The 15,643-nt window shown below is 39.1% G+C and carries 13 protein-coding genes; 5 read left to right on the forward strand and 8 right to left on the reverse strand.

Annotated elements, in window-relative coordinates:
- Positions 1–195 precede the first annotated feature (195 nt).
- From HH219_RS11130 to HH219_RS11145, 4 genes are read right to left on the reverse strand one after another with little or no spacing between them, the layout of a single operon-like run.
- The gene (locus tag HH219_RS11130; protein WP_169327486.1) at positions 196–1,347 is read right to left on the reverse strand and encodes a cytochrome c peroxidase; all 1,152 of its coding nucleotides are present in this window, start codon (positions 1,345–1,347) and stop codon (positions 196–198) included.
- Positions 1,347–1,577: a hypothetical protein gene (locus HH219_RS11135; RefSeq protein ID WP_169327487.1), complete on the reverse strand. Its 231-nt coding sequence runs from the start codon at positions 1,575–1,577 to the stop codon at positions 1,347–1,349. Before HH219_RS11135 ends, HH219_RS11130 begins: the two co-directional genes overlap by 1 nt.
- Positions 1,578–1,589: 12 nt before the next feature.
- The gene (locus HH219_RS11140; RefSeq protein WP_169327488.1) at positions 1,590–4,283 is read right to left on the reverse strand and encodes a TonB-dependent receptor; all 2,694 of its coding nucleotides are present in this window, start codon (positions 4,281–4,283) and stop codon (positions 1,590–1,592) included.
- Positions 4,283–7,090 (reverse strand): cadherin-like domain-containing protein, encoded by a 2,808-nt coding sequence (locus HH219_RS11145; protein WP_169327489.1) that lies wholly within the window; start codon positions 7,088–7,090, stop codon positions 4,283–4,285. Before HH219_RS11145 ends, HH219_RS11140 begins: the two co-directional genes overlap by 1 nt.
- A gap of 160 nt (positions 7,091–7,250) precedes the next feature.
- On the opposite strand from HH219_RS11145, the gene HH219_RS11150 reads away from it, so the two are divergent.
- Together HH219_RS11150 and HH219_RS11155 are read left to right on the forward strand one after the other, a co-directional pair.
- Positions 7,251–7,631, forward strand: coding sequence for a VOC family protein (locus HH219_RS11150; protein ID WP_054204185.1), 381 nt, complete (start codon positions 7,251–7,253; stop codon positions 7,629–7,631).
- Positions 7,632–7,738: 107 nt separating this feature from the next.
- Positions 7,739–7,975 (forward strand): hypothetical protein, encoded by a 237-nt coding sequence (locus HH219_RS11155; RefSeq protein ID WP_054204070.1) that lies wholly within the window; start codon positions 7,739–7,741, stop codon positions 7,973–7,975.
- A gap of 24 nt (positions 7,976–7,999) precedes the next feature.
- On the opposite strand, the gene HH219_RS11160 is transcribed toward HH219_RS11155, so the two are convergent.
- The 3 genes from HH219_RS11160 to HH219_RS11170 form a co-directional block, all read right to left on the reverse strand.
- Positions 8,000–8,593: a DUF4202 domain-containing protein gene (locus tag HH219_RS11160; RefSeq protein ID WP_082355571.1), complete on the reverse strand. Its 594-nt coding sequence runs from the start codon at positions 8,591–8,593 to the stop codon at positions 8,000–8,002.
- Between the two features lie 109 nt (positions 8,594–8,702).
- Positions 8,703–9,167 carry a mechanosensitive ion channel domain-containing protein gene (locus tag HH219_RS11165; protein ID WP_054204068.1) on the reverse strand — a complete coding sequence of 155 codons (465 nt, stop codon included), beginning with the start codon at positions 9,165–9,167 and terminating at the stop codon, positions 8,703–8,705.
- 8 nt (positions 9,168–9,175) lie between these two features.
- On the reverse strand, positions 9,176–9,646 hold the full coding sequence (locus HH219_RS11170) for a thioredoxin (RefSeq protein WP_169327490.1): 471 nt from the start codon (positions 9,644–9,646) through the stop codon (positions 9,176–9,178).
- Between the two features lie 239 nt (positions 9,647–9,885).
- Between HH219_RS11170 and HH219_RS11175 the strand changes: the two genes are divergently transcribed.
- Together HH219_RS11175 and HH219_RS11180 are read left to right on the forward strand one after the other, a co-directional pair.
- Positions 9,886–10,575: a hypothetical protein gene (locus HH219_RS11175; protein WP_054204066.1), complete on the forward strand. Its 690-nt coding sequence runs from the start codon at positions 9,886–9,888 to the stop codon at positions 10,573–10,575.
- Between the two features lie 288 nt (positions 10,576–10,863).
- On the forward strand, positions 10,864–11,352 hold the full coding sequence (locus HH219_RS11180) for a hypothetical protein (RefSeq protein WP_169327491.1): 489 nt from the start codon (positions 10,864–10,866) through the stop codon (positions 11,350–11,352).
- Here HH219_RS11180 and HH219_RS11185 read toward each other — a convergent pair.
- A complete protein-coding gene (locus tag HH219_RS11185; protein WP_169327492.1) occupies positions 11,349–12,554 on the reverse strand; it encodes an anhydro-N-acetylmuramic acid kinase in 1,206 nt (401 codons plus the stop codon). The genes HH219_RS11180 and HH219_RS11185 overlap by 4 nt on opposite strands.
- Before the next feature lie 327 nt (positions 12,555–12,881).
- Here HH219_RS11185 and HH219_RS11190 point away from each other — a divergent pair, with 327 nt between their 5' ends.
- Positions 12,882–15,587, forward strand: coding sequence for a TonB-dependent receptor (locus tag HH219_RS11190; RefSeq protein WP_349251618.1), 2,706 nt, complete (start codon positions 12,882–12,884; stop codon positions 15,585–15,587).
- Positions 15,588–15,643 lie beyond the last annotated feature (56 nt).

Here is a 15,643-nt window from a genome sequence, read left to right on the forward strand (position 1 = left end):
AGCTGTAAGCTGTAAGCTGTAAGCTGTAAGCTGTAAGCTGTAAGCTGTAAGCTGTAAGCTGTAAGCTGTAAGCTGTAAGCTGTAAGCTGTAAGCTGTAAGCTGTAAGCTGTAAGCTGTAAGCTGTAAAATTAAACCTTGTAGAGTACGTCTCTACAAGGTTTTTTTATGGCTCACTATAATTTTTACTTACCATTTCATTTAGATCGCGATAAGAATGAAAAATGCGGGCCTCTTGCTGGGTGAGCTGTAATGGCATTTAAAAACGCCTCTAGCGCTTTCATTTCTTCTGTGGTCAGTAATAAAGGCTGCAAAATGGGTGATGTTTCAGGGAAAAACACATCATTTTTGTCCTTAGGGATCCGTACGCCTCCTGCATTATAAATATTGATAATACCTTCCATGCTTGCAAATAAACCATTGTGCATCCAAGGTTTAGTGTTCATCACCCCACGAAGACTAGGCGTTTTAAATTTACCTACATCATCAGGCATACCGGTGATGTTAAATAATCCAAGGTCTTCGTACTCCCTTTTATAGTAAGTAAGACCGATATTGTGAAATTTGTTATCTGAAAAAAGTGCGCCAGAATGACAGTTCATACATCGCGCTTTGGTTCTAAATAAGTGCATCCCCCACAGCGCTTGATCGCTTAATTTTTTAGCGTAAAAGTCCTTCTTTTTGGGGTCCTCTTGCGTAATTGCATGCATAAAATAATCAAAGTCTGCATTACGTGAACGAATAGTCCGTTGAAAAGTCGCCAACGCTTTTGCGACATCACTCACTTCAATTATGTTTTTGCCAAACACCTCATTGAACTTACTTTTATAGTACGCGTTAATATTTAACCTTAGCCCTAACTCAAACAGCCGAAAGTTCATTTCGTTGCTATCTTGTATTGGCATTAACGCTTGTTGCTCTAATGAGCTTGCTCTGCCATCCCAAAATAAGGTTTCCCAAAGCGCTGCATTTTCAATACTGGGCGCATTACGTTTACCAAAACGACGGTTATGGCCAAACGACACTTCACGACCATCTGCCCAACCTAAATCTCTATCGTGACAACTCGCACAGGCTATATGCTTAGATGAAGATAAAATAGGATCGTGAAATAGCGCTTCCCCTAGTCGCATTTTAGCCACTGAAAAAGGGTTTGATTCAGGAAATGTGATCGCTGGTAATAAACCAATCTCATGATGCGCAATACCAGGGTCTAAAAAAGGCTTTGGCCACTTATCGCTAGGTTGAAGGTATTGCTCACGTAGAGATTCAAAGTTAATAGGCTGAGCACTTAAATTAAATGCCCCGCTTATTAACACAACTAAAAATAAATAAGCGGGTTTAAACATTACTTATTTTTTTCTAATGAGAAGGTTTTACCATCAGCTGCAACAAGCTTTTTTACTTCATCAATGTGTAATTCATTTATATCAATACACATATCTTCGCGTTTTTTTCTTGCCGACACTAGCGCTGCAGGTTCAGAAATAAACCGCTCGATTTTAATCGCGTGCGTGTCAGCGTCTGCGTTATAGCACAGCTGCGTAGCCGTAAGGGTTAATACAAGTAGTGATGTCATAATAGTTTCCTCTTAATAATCTAAATTAATGCCTAACCAAAAGCGTCGTCCAAGTTCGACACCTGTTGTATAAGGGCTAACTTGATGCGTGCGTTTGTTTAAAATATTTTCACCTTCAAAACTTAAAGTCATCGTGTAATCACGTGCTACTACTAACGAGTATTTAACGCTACCGCTGAGTAACCAAAAACTTGGCCGCTTTTCTATTCGATACACGGGGTATTCTTTTCTGTTTGGTGCACAGCCATCGCAGATAGAGGTAGCTTCATTGACTGATTTTGTGGTGCCTGTTGCGTAAACCACATCCTGCGCACCATTAAAGCGCGCATAGGCAGACAGCTGCCAATTACCAAAATCGCCACCCCAACTTAAATTAGCGATTATTGGACGGTTAAAATCTTGTTTTTCAAGCTCCATATCATGACGAGTAATTAAGTGATAAGTATCGTTCACACTTCGACTACTCAATTCATAATTATCAGATCTTAAATAAACCAGTTCATTATCGTCATACGAAAAATTTAGGAAATAATCGTTGCTGTTAATATAAGTGCGCGTTTCGCCATCGAATTGATCAGCGCTTGTGGTATTACTTGCGTGTGATACATTAAACTCAATATGTTGATTATCGTATGTTGCCATCCACGAAAGGCTATAACGTTGATACTCGCTACTGCCTGAGTTAGCCCCATATAATATTGCCTCACCTAGGTCATTGGTTCCTCTAACGCGATTTATACTGTCTTGTTGATCACGATACAGCCACTTTAATTCGAGCGTTCCACCGAACAGTTGATGTCGATAAGCGGCTGTGAGTTCATCACTAAACGGGGTTTCTAAATCATTATAAACATAGCGATAACCACTGTTCGTAAGTGAAGCTTGCCATTGCTGAGGCCGATGCTGATAAATAGCCCTCACTTCACTGTGGGTTGGGAGCATCGCTTCATTTAATTTATAATTAATTGCATCACTTGCGTAATAGCGATTTGCACCAAGTACAATTTTGCCATCTCCTTCAAACAGCGAAACAGTGCCGCGTAGACGAGGTGCTAAATTATGATTAGTAAAAAAGTCATTGTAATCGTACCTAAAGCCCAATGTTAATGAGTAGTTTTGCCACTCAAGTTGATTCTCAAGATAGGCTGAAAACACATTTACTTGCGCTTCTGCTTTAGCTTTTGGCGTTACTTGGCGACTTTGAAAATATTGCCCTGTTTGTTGAATATTACTTTGATACAGTAAAAAATCGTCATTGTTTTGCAGATCAAGTGGACGTCCTAGCTCTTTTTCTAGATCAGCGATAGATCTGTAAAGCTGTGTTTCTACGCAATCAAGCTGATACCCTGCACAATCAATCATCGGGGAAATAATTGACCCGTTATACACTATGGCATCTTCTAAACGATCAAATACAGATGTTTGCTGCTCTAGTGAATAACCTATTGAAAGCCTATAATCACCGTCCAATACTTTTGCTAAAGGGATTTCAAAATCCTGTTTAGCGCTAAGTGTTTGTTGAGTTTTCTTGATATCGCCAAAGCCACCTTCCAGACTGTTTATAGACCCATCATATTCACCCCAACTTTTACCTGCGGTATTTAACCAGGTGTACCATGCTGAATTCGCGTTTTTTGAGTTTTCACTGCTGCGCCAACTTAATTGAGAGTTAATATAGCCCCAGCTTCTATCTGCTTGCCAAGTAAGTGCCGCATTTGTGCCCCCACCTTCAATGGTATAATCGCTATTACGCGCATTAACATCAAAGTAATTTCCCTCATAAGGCGCGAATAAATAGCTCAGTGAAATATCATCATTTGCAGTTAAGGCATAATCAAATTTAATAAAACCATTGTGGTTAATTTGTTCTTGCAAGCTTAACGCACCTAATTGCTCTAAGCTTTCTTGCGATTCTAGGTATTGAAACTGTGCCACAACACCCAGCTTATCTGTAACTGGTGCTGAAATATAAGTACTAAAATCGCGTTTTTGAAACACCGCATTGTCTAAGATGTCTGAGCCATCAAAATCAGGTGAGTAATAATTATGATACTCGACCCAGTCATCAGCCGTTTGCCGATAGCTTACCCCAAACGATAACTTATCAAGCGCTTTACGAGTTTGTGCTTGTACTAAACCACCGTTAAAATTGCCGTATTTGGCAGGAATATTACTATCGTAAACCTCTATACTTTCAATTAGGTCAAGGTTCAAAAACACTTCTTGGCTATGACCTGCAACATCTTGGAGTAAATTTCTATCGGTGTTCCCTGCCACATTGTTTAAGTTTGAATTATTCGAAACACCATCAATGAGGTAAGCAGTAGCACGACCATTAGCGCCTGAAATAGACACTTCAGCGGGTTTAATATTGCTTACTTGTTCAGCCGTGTAAGCAGACTCTCCATATTGCACGCCGGGTAAAACACCTAAAAGATCATTTAAATTACCATTACCAAAACGATAATCTTTAATTAACTTACGATCTAACGTATATACACCCTGAGCCCCCATAGAGATAGGGTTTAACTTTTCTCCCTTAACCTCTATAACTTCAATATTTTTAACACAATGAGAATCTTGACCATCGCACGTTTCATAACGACTATCGGTAATCTCTTTCTCATCACTTGCGGCTTGCTGTGCATAAATAGGCATCGTTAGCGCAAAGCTAACGATGCCTAGAATAGAATTTATAAAACTCATCACTGACGTGTCTTATCTAATGGGTAAGCATCAGTTAGATCATCAACACCATCGTTATCACTATCTAAATCAAGTTCAATTGCAGACTCTTCAATCATTTGCTCACTTGCATACGGTAAGAAGAAGTTTGCTTTACCATCGTTATCTGTATCTACGGTGGCAATGTTATCCCCCGTAAACGCATCAAACTGGCTTAGGGATTCAATCACAGAAGTCAAAATAGAGTCGTGCTCAACCACCCCAAGTGAATCTTTGTCTTTTAGCTCAATTGCACTATCAAATTGCCCAATTGCCAAGTATTGCTCAGCAAACTGTGGATAATATTGTAACTGCGTTTGTAGTGAGGCTTCATCTAAACGAGTGATATTCCATTTCACTAAATCTGCCCATAAAATTGCCGACTCTTCACGAAGCTGCTGATAATTATCAATTCTCCCAGCTTGTCTAAGCAATAACCTATAGTAGGATTCAAAGCGGTAATCATCTTTTGTAGTGGTTGCTTCAAAATAGTCTTGTGTCACTGAAAACTGATATTCACTGCTTACCAACGACTCTATTTCTTTAATTAGTTCTACATATTCAGTGTAATGAGTCAGCGCTGTAGCAAAGTCACCGCCGTAGGCAAAAGCAGCAGCCAGTTTACCTGTGTCTATTAATTTTTGCGTAATTTGACTGTCATCGTATGCTGTAATAAAGCTTTGTGCTTTTTCAACTAGTGGGTTTACACGTTCAGCTTGTCCTAATAAATAATGGTATTTAATCAAATCAATACTTGAATCAACAATGTGGTTAGCGGTTACATCTGTACCACTGACTTGCCCATATTTTTGCAATGAAATTTCACGGCACACCGTTAAGGTTGATACGGCTTGATCGATGTACTTTTGCTCATCCGTAAAGCTAATTATTGTTGATAGCTGATTCAGTATAAGCTGACACCCCGTGACACCAGTAACAAATGCTTGTTTTGCTATATTTTGCGCTAAATATTTTTCAGAACTTAAAACGCTTAAACCCTCTGCGATGTATTTTGCTGCATCTGCATAACGCCCTTGCTCAATCAAAATTGCAGAACCACCAGGGTTAGAACTATTAAAAGACGTAATTGTTGTAAATAAATTTCTTAAATCACTCTCATCTTTTTGTGCAAGAATTAGCGCTAAACTTTCATCTGCATCTTCAATGCTGCGCACATATGCAAATAAACGTGCTTCCTCTGCATCCTCTTTAGCCCAATTATAGTGAAAACTATCTTTGTCAAACTTACTTAATAGTACTGTTTCAATATCTATTTCGGGATAAAGTGTCACCAAATGCTTGGCGTAGTCTACTAATCCAAAAGGGTACTCGGTAAGGGTAACTTGCGCATATTCATCCGCTTCTCGAGGGTATGTATTATCGTAATTAACAACGCCATTTAAGGCTAATGCGTCCGCTATTGCATTTTTTGCGTCATTTATTTCATTTAATGTTATGTAGTTTTCTACAACATTAGTTAATGCAACAAGCCGTATGCTGTAATATTTTTCCCCTTCATTGCCATTTCTGTCGTTCGACACATAGCTGTAACCTATTTTATTAGCAAATGTATATAGTCTATCCGCCATATTTTTAGCATACTGAAAATCTTGCTCAGTACGGGTTTCAAGCCAAATATTTATTACATCTTCAACCGTATTTCTAAATCCAAAAAATAATCGCAGCGCTTGAGTAGTCTGTTCTTCATCAAGGGCTGAGCTTAATAAAATATCTAGAATATTATAGCTTTGTAGTGCAAGTGTCGGCTCACCCGCGTTTAGGTATGACTCAGCTAAAGAGTAGAAAAAGTCTTGGTCGTCTGCTGTAAATGCAGAAATGCCTTTGGTCGCAATATAGGCAGAGTATAAGTTACTTGCCTCTAATCTAAGCTCATTCGCTCTTTCAAGTTTACCTAATAAAGTGTATTGATTAGCAACATTAACAAGTGCTAAAGCGCGTATTTCATCACGAATAATGCTGTCTTGTGTAATTAAACGCTCTGCCTCGTTCTCTAAACCAGCTTCTGCGTACCCTATTGCCAAAGCTGAGTTTACTTCACCAATATTAATGTCATTTTGTAACGTAGTAATAAGCTGCTCTGAGCGCTTTAAATGTGATTGTTCTGACGCGTAGTAATAATAAGCACGATCTGAATTAGTCGATAAATTAGCCGATATTTCGAGTGTTTTACTTACAATACCACCGTTTCCATCATCAACAGTTAGCTCAAAGTTATCAACTGCATTGGTCAAAGCAGTCGGCGTATAGGTAATTTCACCCGTGTCTGAATTAAGCGTAAGCTCACCATTAACGGCTTGTTTTGAAATTGTATATTTAAGTGTATCTGCATCGATATCTGTGGCGGTTACCGCTCCAACTTTTGTCTCGCCGCCACTAACCTGAACTTTATCTATACTAATAACAGGGGTATCATTCACTGCTAACACGTCGATTGATACTGTTGTTGTTGCAGAGCCTTTGCCATCAGACACCATCACTTGAAACGAGTCAGCGCCGTTAAAGTTGCTATTCGGTAAATACGTCACCTCGCCGGTGCTGGTATTAACATTCACGCTACCATTACTCGCAGCATTCGCTAAAGAGTAACTAAGTTGATCATTGTCTACGTCTGTTCCATTTACCGTTAATGTCACGTTTGAATCTTCATTTAATGATGAAGAATACGTCGCCTGAGAAAATTGTGGTGCGGAGTTTGACTCAGAACCTGAGCCGCCACACCCACTTAGAATTATTGTGCTTATTGCTATAGATAAAAATTTTAATTTCATGTCAATCCCCTGTCAATTTGAGGCAGATCCTAATGCAACTCATTATCATTTTCAATAGCGATTTGAGTATTAATTCTAATTTTTTATTTGCGCTCAAATAATTTATTAAAATAGCGTCAATAGGCTATGTTTAATGTATGAAGGTGATTTTAGGAATAATATGCAATTTATGACTAACGTTATCTATGTTGATAACGTGGAAGAAACATTAGATTTTTATTATCAAGCGTTTGGTTTTATTACTTTTTCATTAAGTGATAACGCTGAGTACGGTGAACTTGATACCGGCAATGTAAAAATAGCATTTGCTAATCACCCCTATGCGCAAGCTCATTTTAAACAAGGCTATATTCGCGCGCACCCAAAGCAGCCCGCATTGGGGTTTGAGCTGCGTTTTACATGTAATAATTTAAGTGAAAGCTACGATAAAGCAGTATTAGCTGGGGCTGAACCGCTTTGTCCACCCTGTCAAAAAGAATCTCTCCATTATGCTTACGTGCGTGCAACTGAAGGCACTTTGATCTGTTTAGTGCAGCTTTAAGACGTTCATCAAAACACCATTAAAGTTTAACAAAGCAGCAATATAAGCCACACGCTGCTGTCATCAAATTTCCTTATCTTAGCGGTAATTTAAATAAGGAGATGAAAATGAATACGCTACTACTTACACTAATGCTATTAAGTCCAAATGAAGCTCAATTAAATGAACAAGTAAACCTACAAACAACGCAAGTATTAAACGCTCTACAAAAACAGACAACTATTGAACTGAAAAATCAAATTAAAGAAACACTGGAAAATATGGAATTGACCCTACCACTGGCTGTTAATAAACTAACTGTGGCCAAACTACATACTGAAAAAAAGCAACTTAGCGAAGACTAAGTTGCTTTTTCACTCATAAGAATATTATTTTCCTGACAATGCTTTTTCAATCAATGGCACTAAAGGTTGAGGTAAAATCACATGCCCCCCGAGTACAAATTCATGTGCTTCTATAGACATTTTTTGCCACGTACGCTGCAAAATACCTATCCATTTTTGCTCGTCGTAATCTGGCTTTGTTTGTGCAAATGCCCACATGTAGTGCTCAATAAACACCAGACTGGCAATATCTTCCACTAATTGGCTATCAGGATTACGTTTGATTTGCTTTTTAGCCACCGCTTCATACACGCGCTGTTGATCAACCTCAGAGCACCCCACTTGTTGCATGAGTTCAACCACTGTTTTTGCATGAAAAACATACAATGCACTGCGCCACTGATGATAACCCTGCTTATCCATAGGAAAATCACTGCGCGGCGAACACCAACGTTTAATATGCTGAGCTCTAACGGCAATATGCATTAACGGATCAGCATCAACGTTAAAACGGTTCAACATCTGCGTCATACGCTCTGAATACAGTCGCTCTTTAGGCCAGTTTTTTCCTGCAAACTCTTCACAGTTTGGATCTTCGCTGTTCGCTTCATCAATTAACGCTATCACATGTTCAAACATTCGGGTGGTCACTACGGTTAAATTTATAGACTATTTTAATCAGCTCATTAGTAATTAGCTAGTTGAAAGAACAGAAGATCTTCCATGCGGTGTAAAAATTATTAAACTGTTACGGGTTATTTATTGTGACTTTATTACTAAGAATTAATGAGTTGGGTACTAAGTGACGACAACCATCTGTTTTTAAGGTAATGTATCTGAGGTTTAAATCAACAACCACGCCTTTGCAGCTAGCGACTTCGATACTATCACCTAATTTAATAGGCCGATAAAGCACAATCATAATACCTGCGACTAAGTTAGATATTGCATCTTTAAGCGCAAATCCCAGTGCAAACCCCGTTAATCCTAATCCTGCTACTAAACCCGTCACATCAAAGTCGAGTTTTGATAAAGCCAGAACTGTACCAATAAAAATCAGAATCGCTTTTTGTGAATTTGAAATCAACCTGAAGGATTCCGCTGTATTACCATCAAAACGGCGTTCAATTTTTTTTAATGCAAAGTGAATTATCAAACTCACAAATAAAAAAACCGCGAAGACCGTTATCGCTGCAATAATTTTATCACTCATTAAGTCAGTTACTCTTCATCAAAATTTGTTAAATCGATAACAAGGGAGCTTTTAGGTTTTTCAACAACACGGCTTAGCTCTTTACCTTCTTGCATGACGATCATTGTTGCCGTGTATTTTAGTTCATGTGCCGATGCAACACCTGCAGGGTCTTTCTTGTTATACCCCACTGCAATTAGCTGCAAACTATTCACGGCCACTTTTGATTTTTCTAATAATTTGAGTAAACGAGGCACTTCACGCTGGCTATCATGACACCAAATACCAAATAGCACCAAAATATCTTTTCCTGCTAATTTTTGGATTAATTCGAGTTCATCTGACGTTGCTGTAAAGCGCTCATACTCTTGGCTAAACTTATTGTAATCTGCCAATAAAGTAGACGCTGAAATATCACCACTAAATGGCGCTTCATCACTGGCGCTGGCGCTCCAAGACAAACACACCAAAGTACATAACATGAGTAAATTTTTAAGCATAATTAAATTCTTTTATGAGTTAATGCGGTGACTATACCCAAACAGTAAAATAATGCGAGTGTCTAAAATAGATAGGCATCATTTATAATCAAAACCTTCAATATCAATTAACCCTTCATGCCATCCATAACCACGGGTAAATCACAGTAATGTCGACAATAATAGCTAAAATAAAATATTTAACTTGAAATAAACAAATTAAAACAATACATTGTCGACAATAACCCCAAGGAGATAATATGTGGTATAACTTATTTGGAACAATCAACACACTCTTTATTTTTGTTAGTCTATATGGCGTTTTTTTGCAGTTAAATAAAATTTGGGCAAGAAAAAAAGATGGAGAACCTAGTGCGACTAATGTTTTATCTCAAAACCAGTTCACAATGAGCTTTCTAGCATATTTTTCTTTTTTTATATACGGATACAGCATAGAGCCATTAAATCATTACATCGTGTGGCCAAGGCTTATTGCTTCAATATTGGTTACTTTAATATTATTTGAAATGTGGCTCGACCGAAAATCAAAAACTTCATATTTTTGCATTTTATTCATCGGATGTAGTTTTATCTTTGGCATTACAGGGTTTATTTTCAAAGACAACTTTTCTGGTCAAAGTGAAAATTTGTCTACAATCTTGATTTTGGTAATAACCTTTTTATTAGCCCAAGGCTATATCCACCAAATAAAGTTAATTATGAATACAGGAAACACTGGCGCAATCGATATCCGAATGAGTCAATTTATTTTAATGATGGACGTTTCCACTATAGCATTCGCGATATCAATGGGCATCAGTCAAGGTTGGCCTTTAATTGTACTTGCTTTAGTGAGCGGTATAACTAAAATAATTATCATGTATTTATTTAGATGGGTTCGCATTAGTCCACTAGCTGAGTTTCGCAGGGCCTACAATAAGTCACTATAGCTTTTAAGTTAAGCACTCAAGCAACCTCAAAATGGAGCGTCACTTTTAAACCAAACAACTGGACGATAGATAGGAGCCTATTCTCATATACCCTGATTAAGAAAGGTAAGATTTTGAAGATCTGAGCTTATAGTGACAGTAACTATCCCTATTTGAAGCGAGAAGTAACTAATTTTCATAAATGTACGTTTAAATAATACTGTTTTAATCAATAGTCATAATTCTGTAATTTAAATAGTGGATACTTTCTATCCGATATAATTAATCACGTACAGACGACACACATAAATGACAGCTCCCATGGTGCAACTTGCATTTGCACTGCAATCTTATGAAGATCCATTATCAGCAGCTATGGCACATACCACTGAGTATGATCCGTTAATATTGCATGCAAATTCAGATCATAAAATTAGTTTTTTATGTGTATTACCTGATGATGCCCATGAAGGAGACATTATTTCATTAAGTGCAACGCATTTAGAAGCTAGAAATGCACGATATTTTGTGCCGTATACGTTAAAACAAGCTGATTTAGAACAAGGCACAATAATTTTAGCGTTTGATAAAGTAACCTGTAGTGATGATTATGTATTACAAATGATGTTACATGGCTTACATGCAACGCTCAAAGACAGCGCTCAATTTGACGTCTCAGTGAATGCATTTAAGTGTGGTTACGTATCTGACGAGCCTACACCACTGGCACTCACTAAAAGCCTTTCGTTTCGCCAGTATCTAAGCAGCTTTAGTAGCTCATTTTTATCTTTTTTTTAATCTGCAAAACTAATTTTACCCATTGTAATATTGGGGATCCCTTGTGCTTGATTGCCAAAACGCTGTTTTTCCCCCGCAAGACACTCATTCGCTAAAATCGCAAATAATACCGCTTCTTTTGCATCAGGGTTAATACCTAGTGCCTGAGTATTCTTGATCTCGTCAAGTTGTGGGCATAATGCCAAAATATGTTTCATGAGTAATGGGTTATGAATTCCACCGCCACTTGCGTATACCTGAACATTACTTAGGTTAACGCTACATTGATTAATGGCATTAGCGATAACCTGCGCTGAAAAACGATTTAAAGTTGCCATCACATCAAAATGGCTTAAATGCGTTGTCTCACTTGCTGCCTGTGCTGTCGCTAAATACTGTAAATTAAAGACTTCGGGCCCGGTAGTTTTTGGAAAACCCAATGCAAAAAATGTGTTTTCACATAATGCATCAAGTAATCGTTGATTAATTGAGCCTTGATTTGCGACTAACGAATCACGGTCGTAATGCAGTGGTGCAAAGAAACGCTGAATATACGCATCCATGATGGTATTACCTGGACCGATATCTGAACTAAAAACCGCCTCTGGATCTGCACTTTTAGGCAAGTATGTTAAGTTCGCAATTCCTCCCATATTAAGTAAAATGCGATTTTCTGCGGGACTAGTAAAAAACAAATAATCACCATATACCGCCAGTGGTGCGCCTTCGCCTCCTGCTGCAATATGCTTTTGGCGAAAATCACCGATTGTAGTGATGCCTGTTGTGACTGCTAGATGGTCGCTATCTCCAATTTGCAAAGTACCATGCTTAAAGTCAGCATGTTGATGCTGACTTTTAGGGCAGTGGTATATTGTTTGCCCATGACTTGCTATAACGTCTATATCCTTTGCGCCTAGCTGCCACTTAGCTAGGCATTGGTTAACCATTTTTCCATGTAAAACGCCAATCCACGGATTTAATAAAGTAACGAGTTCAAGGTCGCAGTCGCGCTTTGCGAATACGGTTTTTATTTTTTGTTTGTAATCATCATCATAATCAACTGTTTCAAAAGCAAGCAACTCAATCTGAGTATTCATTCCATTGCCTGACATTTTACATAATGCGACATCAAGCCCATCTAATGATGTTCCGCTCATCAAACCTATTATTAGTTTTTGTTGTTTTTTTGCGCTGTTATAAAGCGCTAATATGTGCTGATGCATTTTATATGCCCTTGAATATCAATATATAAATTAGAATAAATACAAACCAACCCAAGGAATACTTTATACCTTACAAGTTAAGAATGGAAGAATAATTATTGCAAACAACTATGAAATGCTTTAAAACTAGGCATTCTATCAATTGTATTAAATAAGTAACCAGTGAGAGCTGCGAATTAACAGCGTGCAACATTGAATCGTATTTTAATGCAAAGATATTTTACATGCTTAGCCAATGCATGTACTGACAACAACCCATGGTAACAACATTACATAATAACGGGAACGACAATGAAACACTGCAATAACCGCTCAATGCGCCCTCTCATGTTACTTTCACCTATTGCGCTTGCTATAGTCACAACCACTAGCCCAGCATTATTCGCTGCAGAACAAACTACTGCAAAAAAGCAGCCTGAGGTTATTACTGTTACTGGTTCGCGTATTCAGCGCACAGAGCTGGTATCAAGTAGCCCTGTTATGAGTGTTGACGAAGTACAAATTCAACTCGACCGCGCTGTTAATGTTGAAGATATAACTGCAAAACTTCCGCAAGCCGCAGCGGGTGCAAATAGCACTGGGGCAACAGTCGGTGATTCATTTGGCTCATCAACAATCGATCTTCGTGGCCTTGGGCAAAACCGAACATTAGTGTTAATTGATGGTACCCGTGCAGTTCCTTTTAGTTTTCGTAATTCGGTTGATGTAAATATTATTCCTGCTGGGCTTATCAAACGTGTTGATGTACTAACCGGTGGTGCCGCGGCTGTATATGGCGCCGATGCAGTTGCTGGCGTAGTTAACTTTGTACTTAATGATGACTTTAATGGCGCTGAGTTTTCAAGCAGTTATGAAACGGCGGATGGGGGGAATGAAAAACTCAATTTTGAAGCCATTTTTGGTGGTGATATCGCGGATGGCAACGGTCACGTTACTGGTTACTTAGGCTATTCAGAACGTAAAGAGTTACTTGCCGGTGAGCGCGATTTCGCACTAAAAAATAGCGCAACGATGATCAATAGTGGTGGTTTTTATACCGATGTAGCCTCAGGAAATAGCATCGCTATTAATGATGCAGGGCAAACAGTCGCTGAACGTCAAACCAGTGATTTCACCCGTCAACGTTACTTAACCCAACCAATGGAAAGACTTTCAGCTGGGTTGCTATTCGATGTAGATGTTGCTGATAGCGCCACTGCTTATGGCCGTGCGATGTATTCTAAAGTCACAGTGAATGGGGCTGGTGCCAGCGGCCAGACGCCTATATTTGTTAATGAACAGGTTACGCTCAGCCAAGATAATCAATATATTCCTGCTGCATTACGCCAACAATTAACATTTGATACCGAAGGTAATGCACTCGTCAATGTAGAGCGAAACTTAGGGCTCGGTGTACAGCACACTAAAGCCGTACGCGACTCTTTACAATTTCAATTAGGCTTAAAAGGTGATATTACTGATTATTTACGTTACGACATTTACGGCCAGTATGGTCAAACTGATGAAGTAGCTACGCTTTATAATAATGGCTATAAAACGGATAGTAACGGCAATAGTCGCTTTGCCAGTCTTGCTAATACTAAGGACATTTTTGATCCTAACCTTGATTTGAGCAGTTTTAGCGACCCACTTATATACACTACTCGTGAGCGCACACAAAGTGTATTTGCTGCAACACTATCAGGGGATTCAAGCCCTTTATTTGAACTACCAGCAGGCTATGTTGATTTTGCAATTGGCTACGAATACCGTAAAGAAACCGGTAAACAAACCCCAGGGGATGCGTTTAGAAACCGTACTAGCTTTGCCGCTGTAAGCGCCTTCGATATGGATGCCAGTTTTAGCAGTGAAGAATTTTATGCTGAAATTTTAGTGCCTATTTTAGCTGATATGCCCTTTGTAAAAGAACTAAGTTTTGAAGGTGCTTATCGTATTTCTGATTACTCAAATACCGAAGCAGAAGACACCTACAAACTCGGTATTAATTGGGCAATCAACGACGACATTCGTATTAGAGCAAACAAACTCACTGCCTTTAGGGCACCAAATTTAGGTGAGTTTGCCAGCCCAATCACTGCGCTTTCACTAGCCTTATTTGATCAAAATAGTGATCAATTTGTTCCGCGTTTGGCTGGCCGCTACGATGGCGATCCTTGCTTACTAGGCACCGGTGACGCTACGCAATGCGCCGCTTTTGGCGCGCCAGCAGCAGGCTCCGTGTTTGATACCAGCCAAGCCGCTTATACTTACGGTGGTAACCCCGATATAAAACCTGAACAAGCCGAATCAGATACCTTAGGCGTTGTATACACCCCGAGTTATATTGAGGGCTTTGATCTGTCATTAGATTATTACAGCATTAGAGTAACCGATGCAGTAAGCCAAATTCAGCCAGGTGCTGCGCTACAAAGCTGCTATATTGATAATCCAAACCCAAATAACCCACTGTGTAATGCCGTGCTTCGCGACCCTAATACCGGGTTTATTAGCACTGCGATCGTGAATGACTTTAACCTTGCCGCTATTGAACAAACGGGCTTTGATCTTGCGGCTAACTACGTGTTTGATGCACCGATGGACTTAGGTGGGCGTTTTCGATTTTCTTATCAAGGTAATTTTATTACCGAGCAGACTCGCCAAAATAACAGCACAGTAGCTGAAGTTGACTGTAAAGGTACGTATGGGAGTGCCTGCTCAGGAGACTTTGCCAGTATTTTACAAGCTGACTATAAGCACAGAGCAACATTTGACTGGCAACTTGATACTATGAATTTTCAGTTAGGCTGGCGCAGAATTGGAGAAGTAGACTACGCTGTAGATAGATCAGAAACAATTTCAGCACAAAATTACATGGATTTTGCTGCGTCGTGGCAAGCAACTGACGATATTGCCGTTAACTTTGGTATAGATAACCTGTTTGACAAGGCACCACCAACACCGGAGGTGGGCGCAAACCATTTTAATACTGTCAGCGATTACAGTGTAATTGGCCGTACAGTGGGTATTGCAGTTCGTTACTCACCACATTTTTAGTTAATCCAAAATTGCGACAGCAACACAGGATTAAACCCCAAAAGCGCACCCTGCCC

This window comes from Pseudoalteromonas sp. NEC-BIFX-2020_015 (assembly GCF_012952265.1).
GTDB lineage: Bacteria > Pseudomonadota > Gammaproteobacteria > Enterobacterales > Alteromonadaceae > Pseudoalteromonas > Pseudoalteromonas neustonica.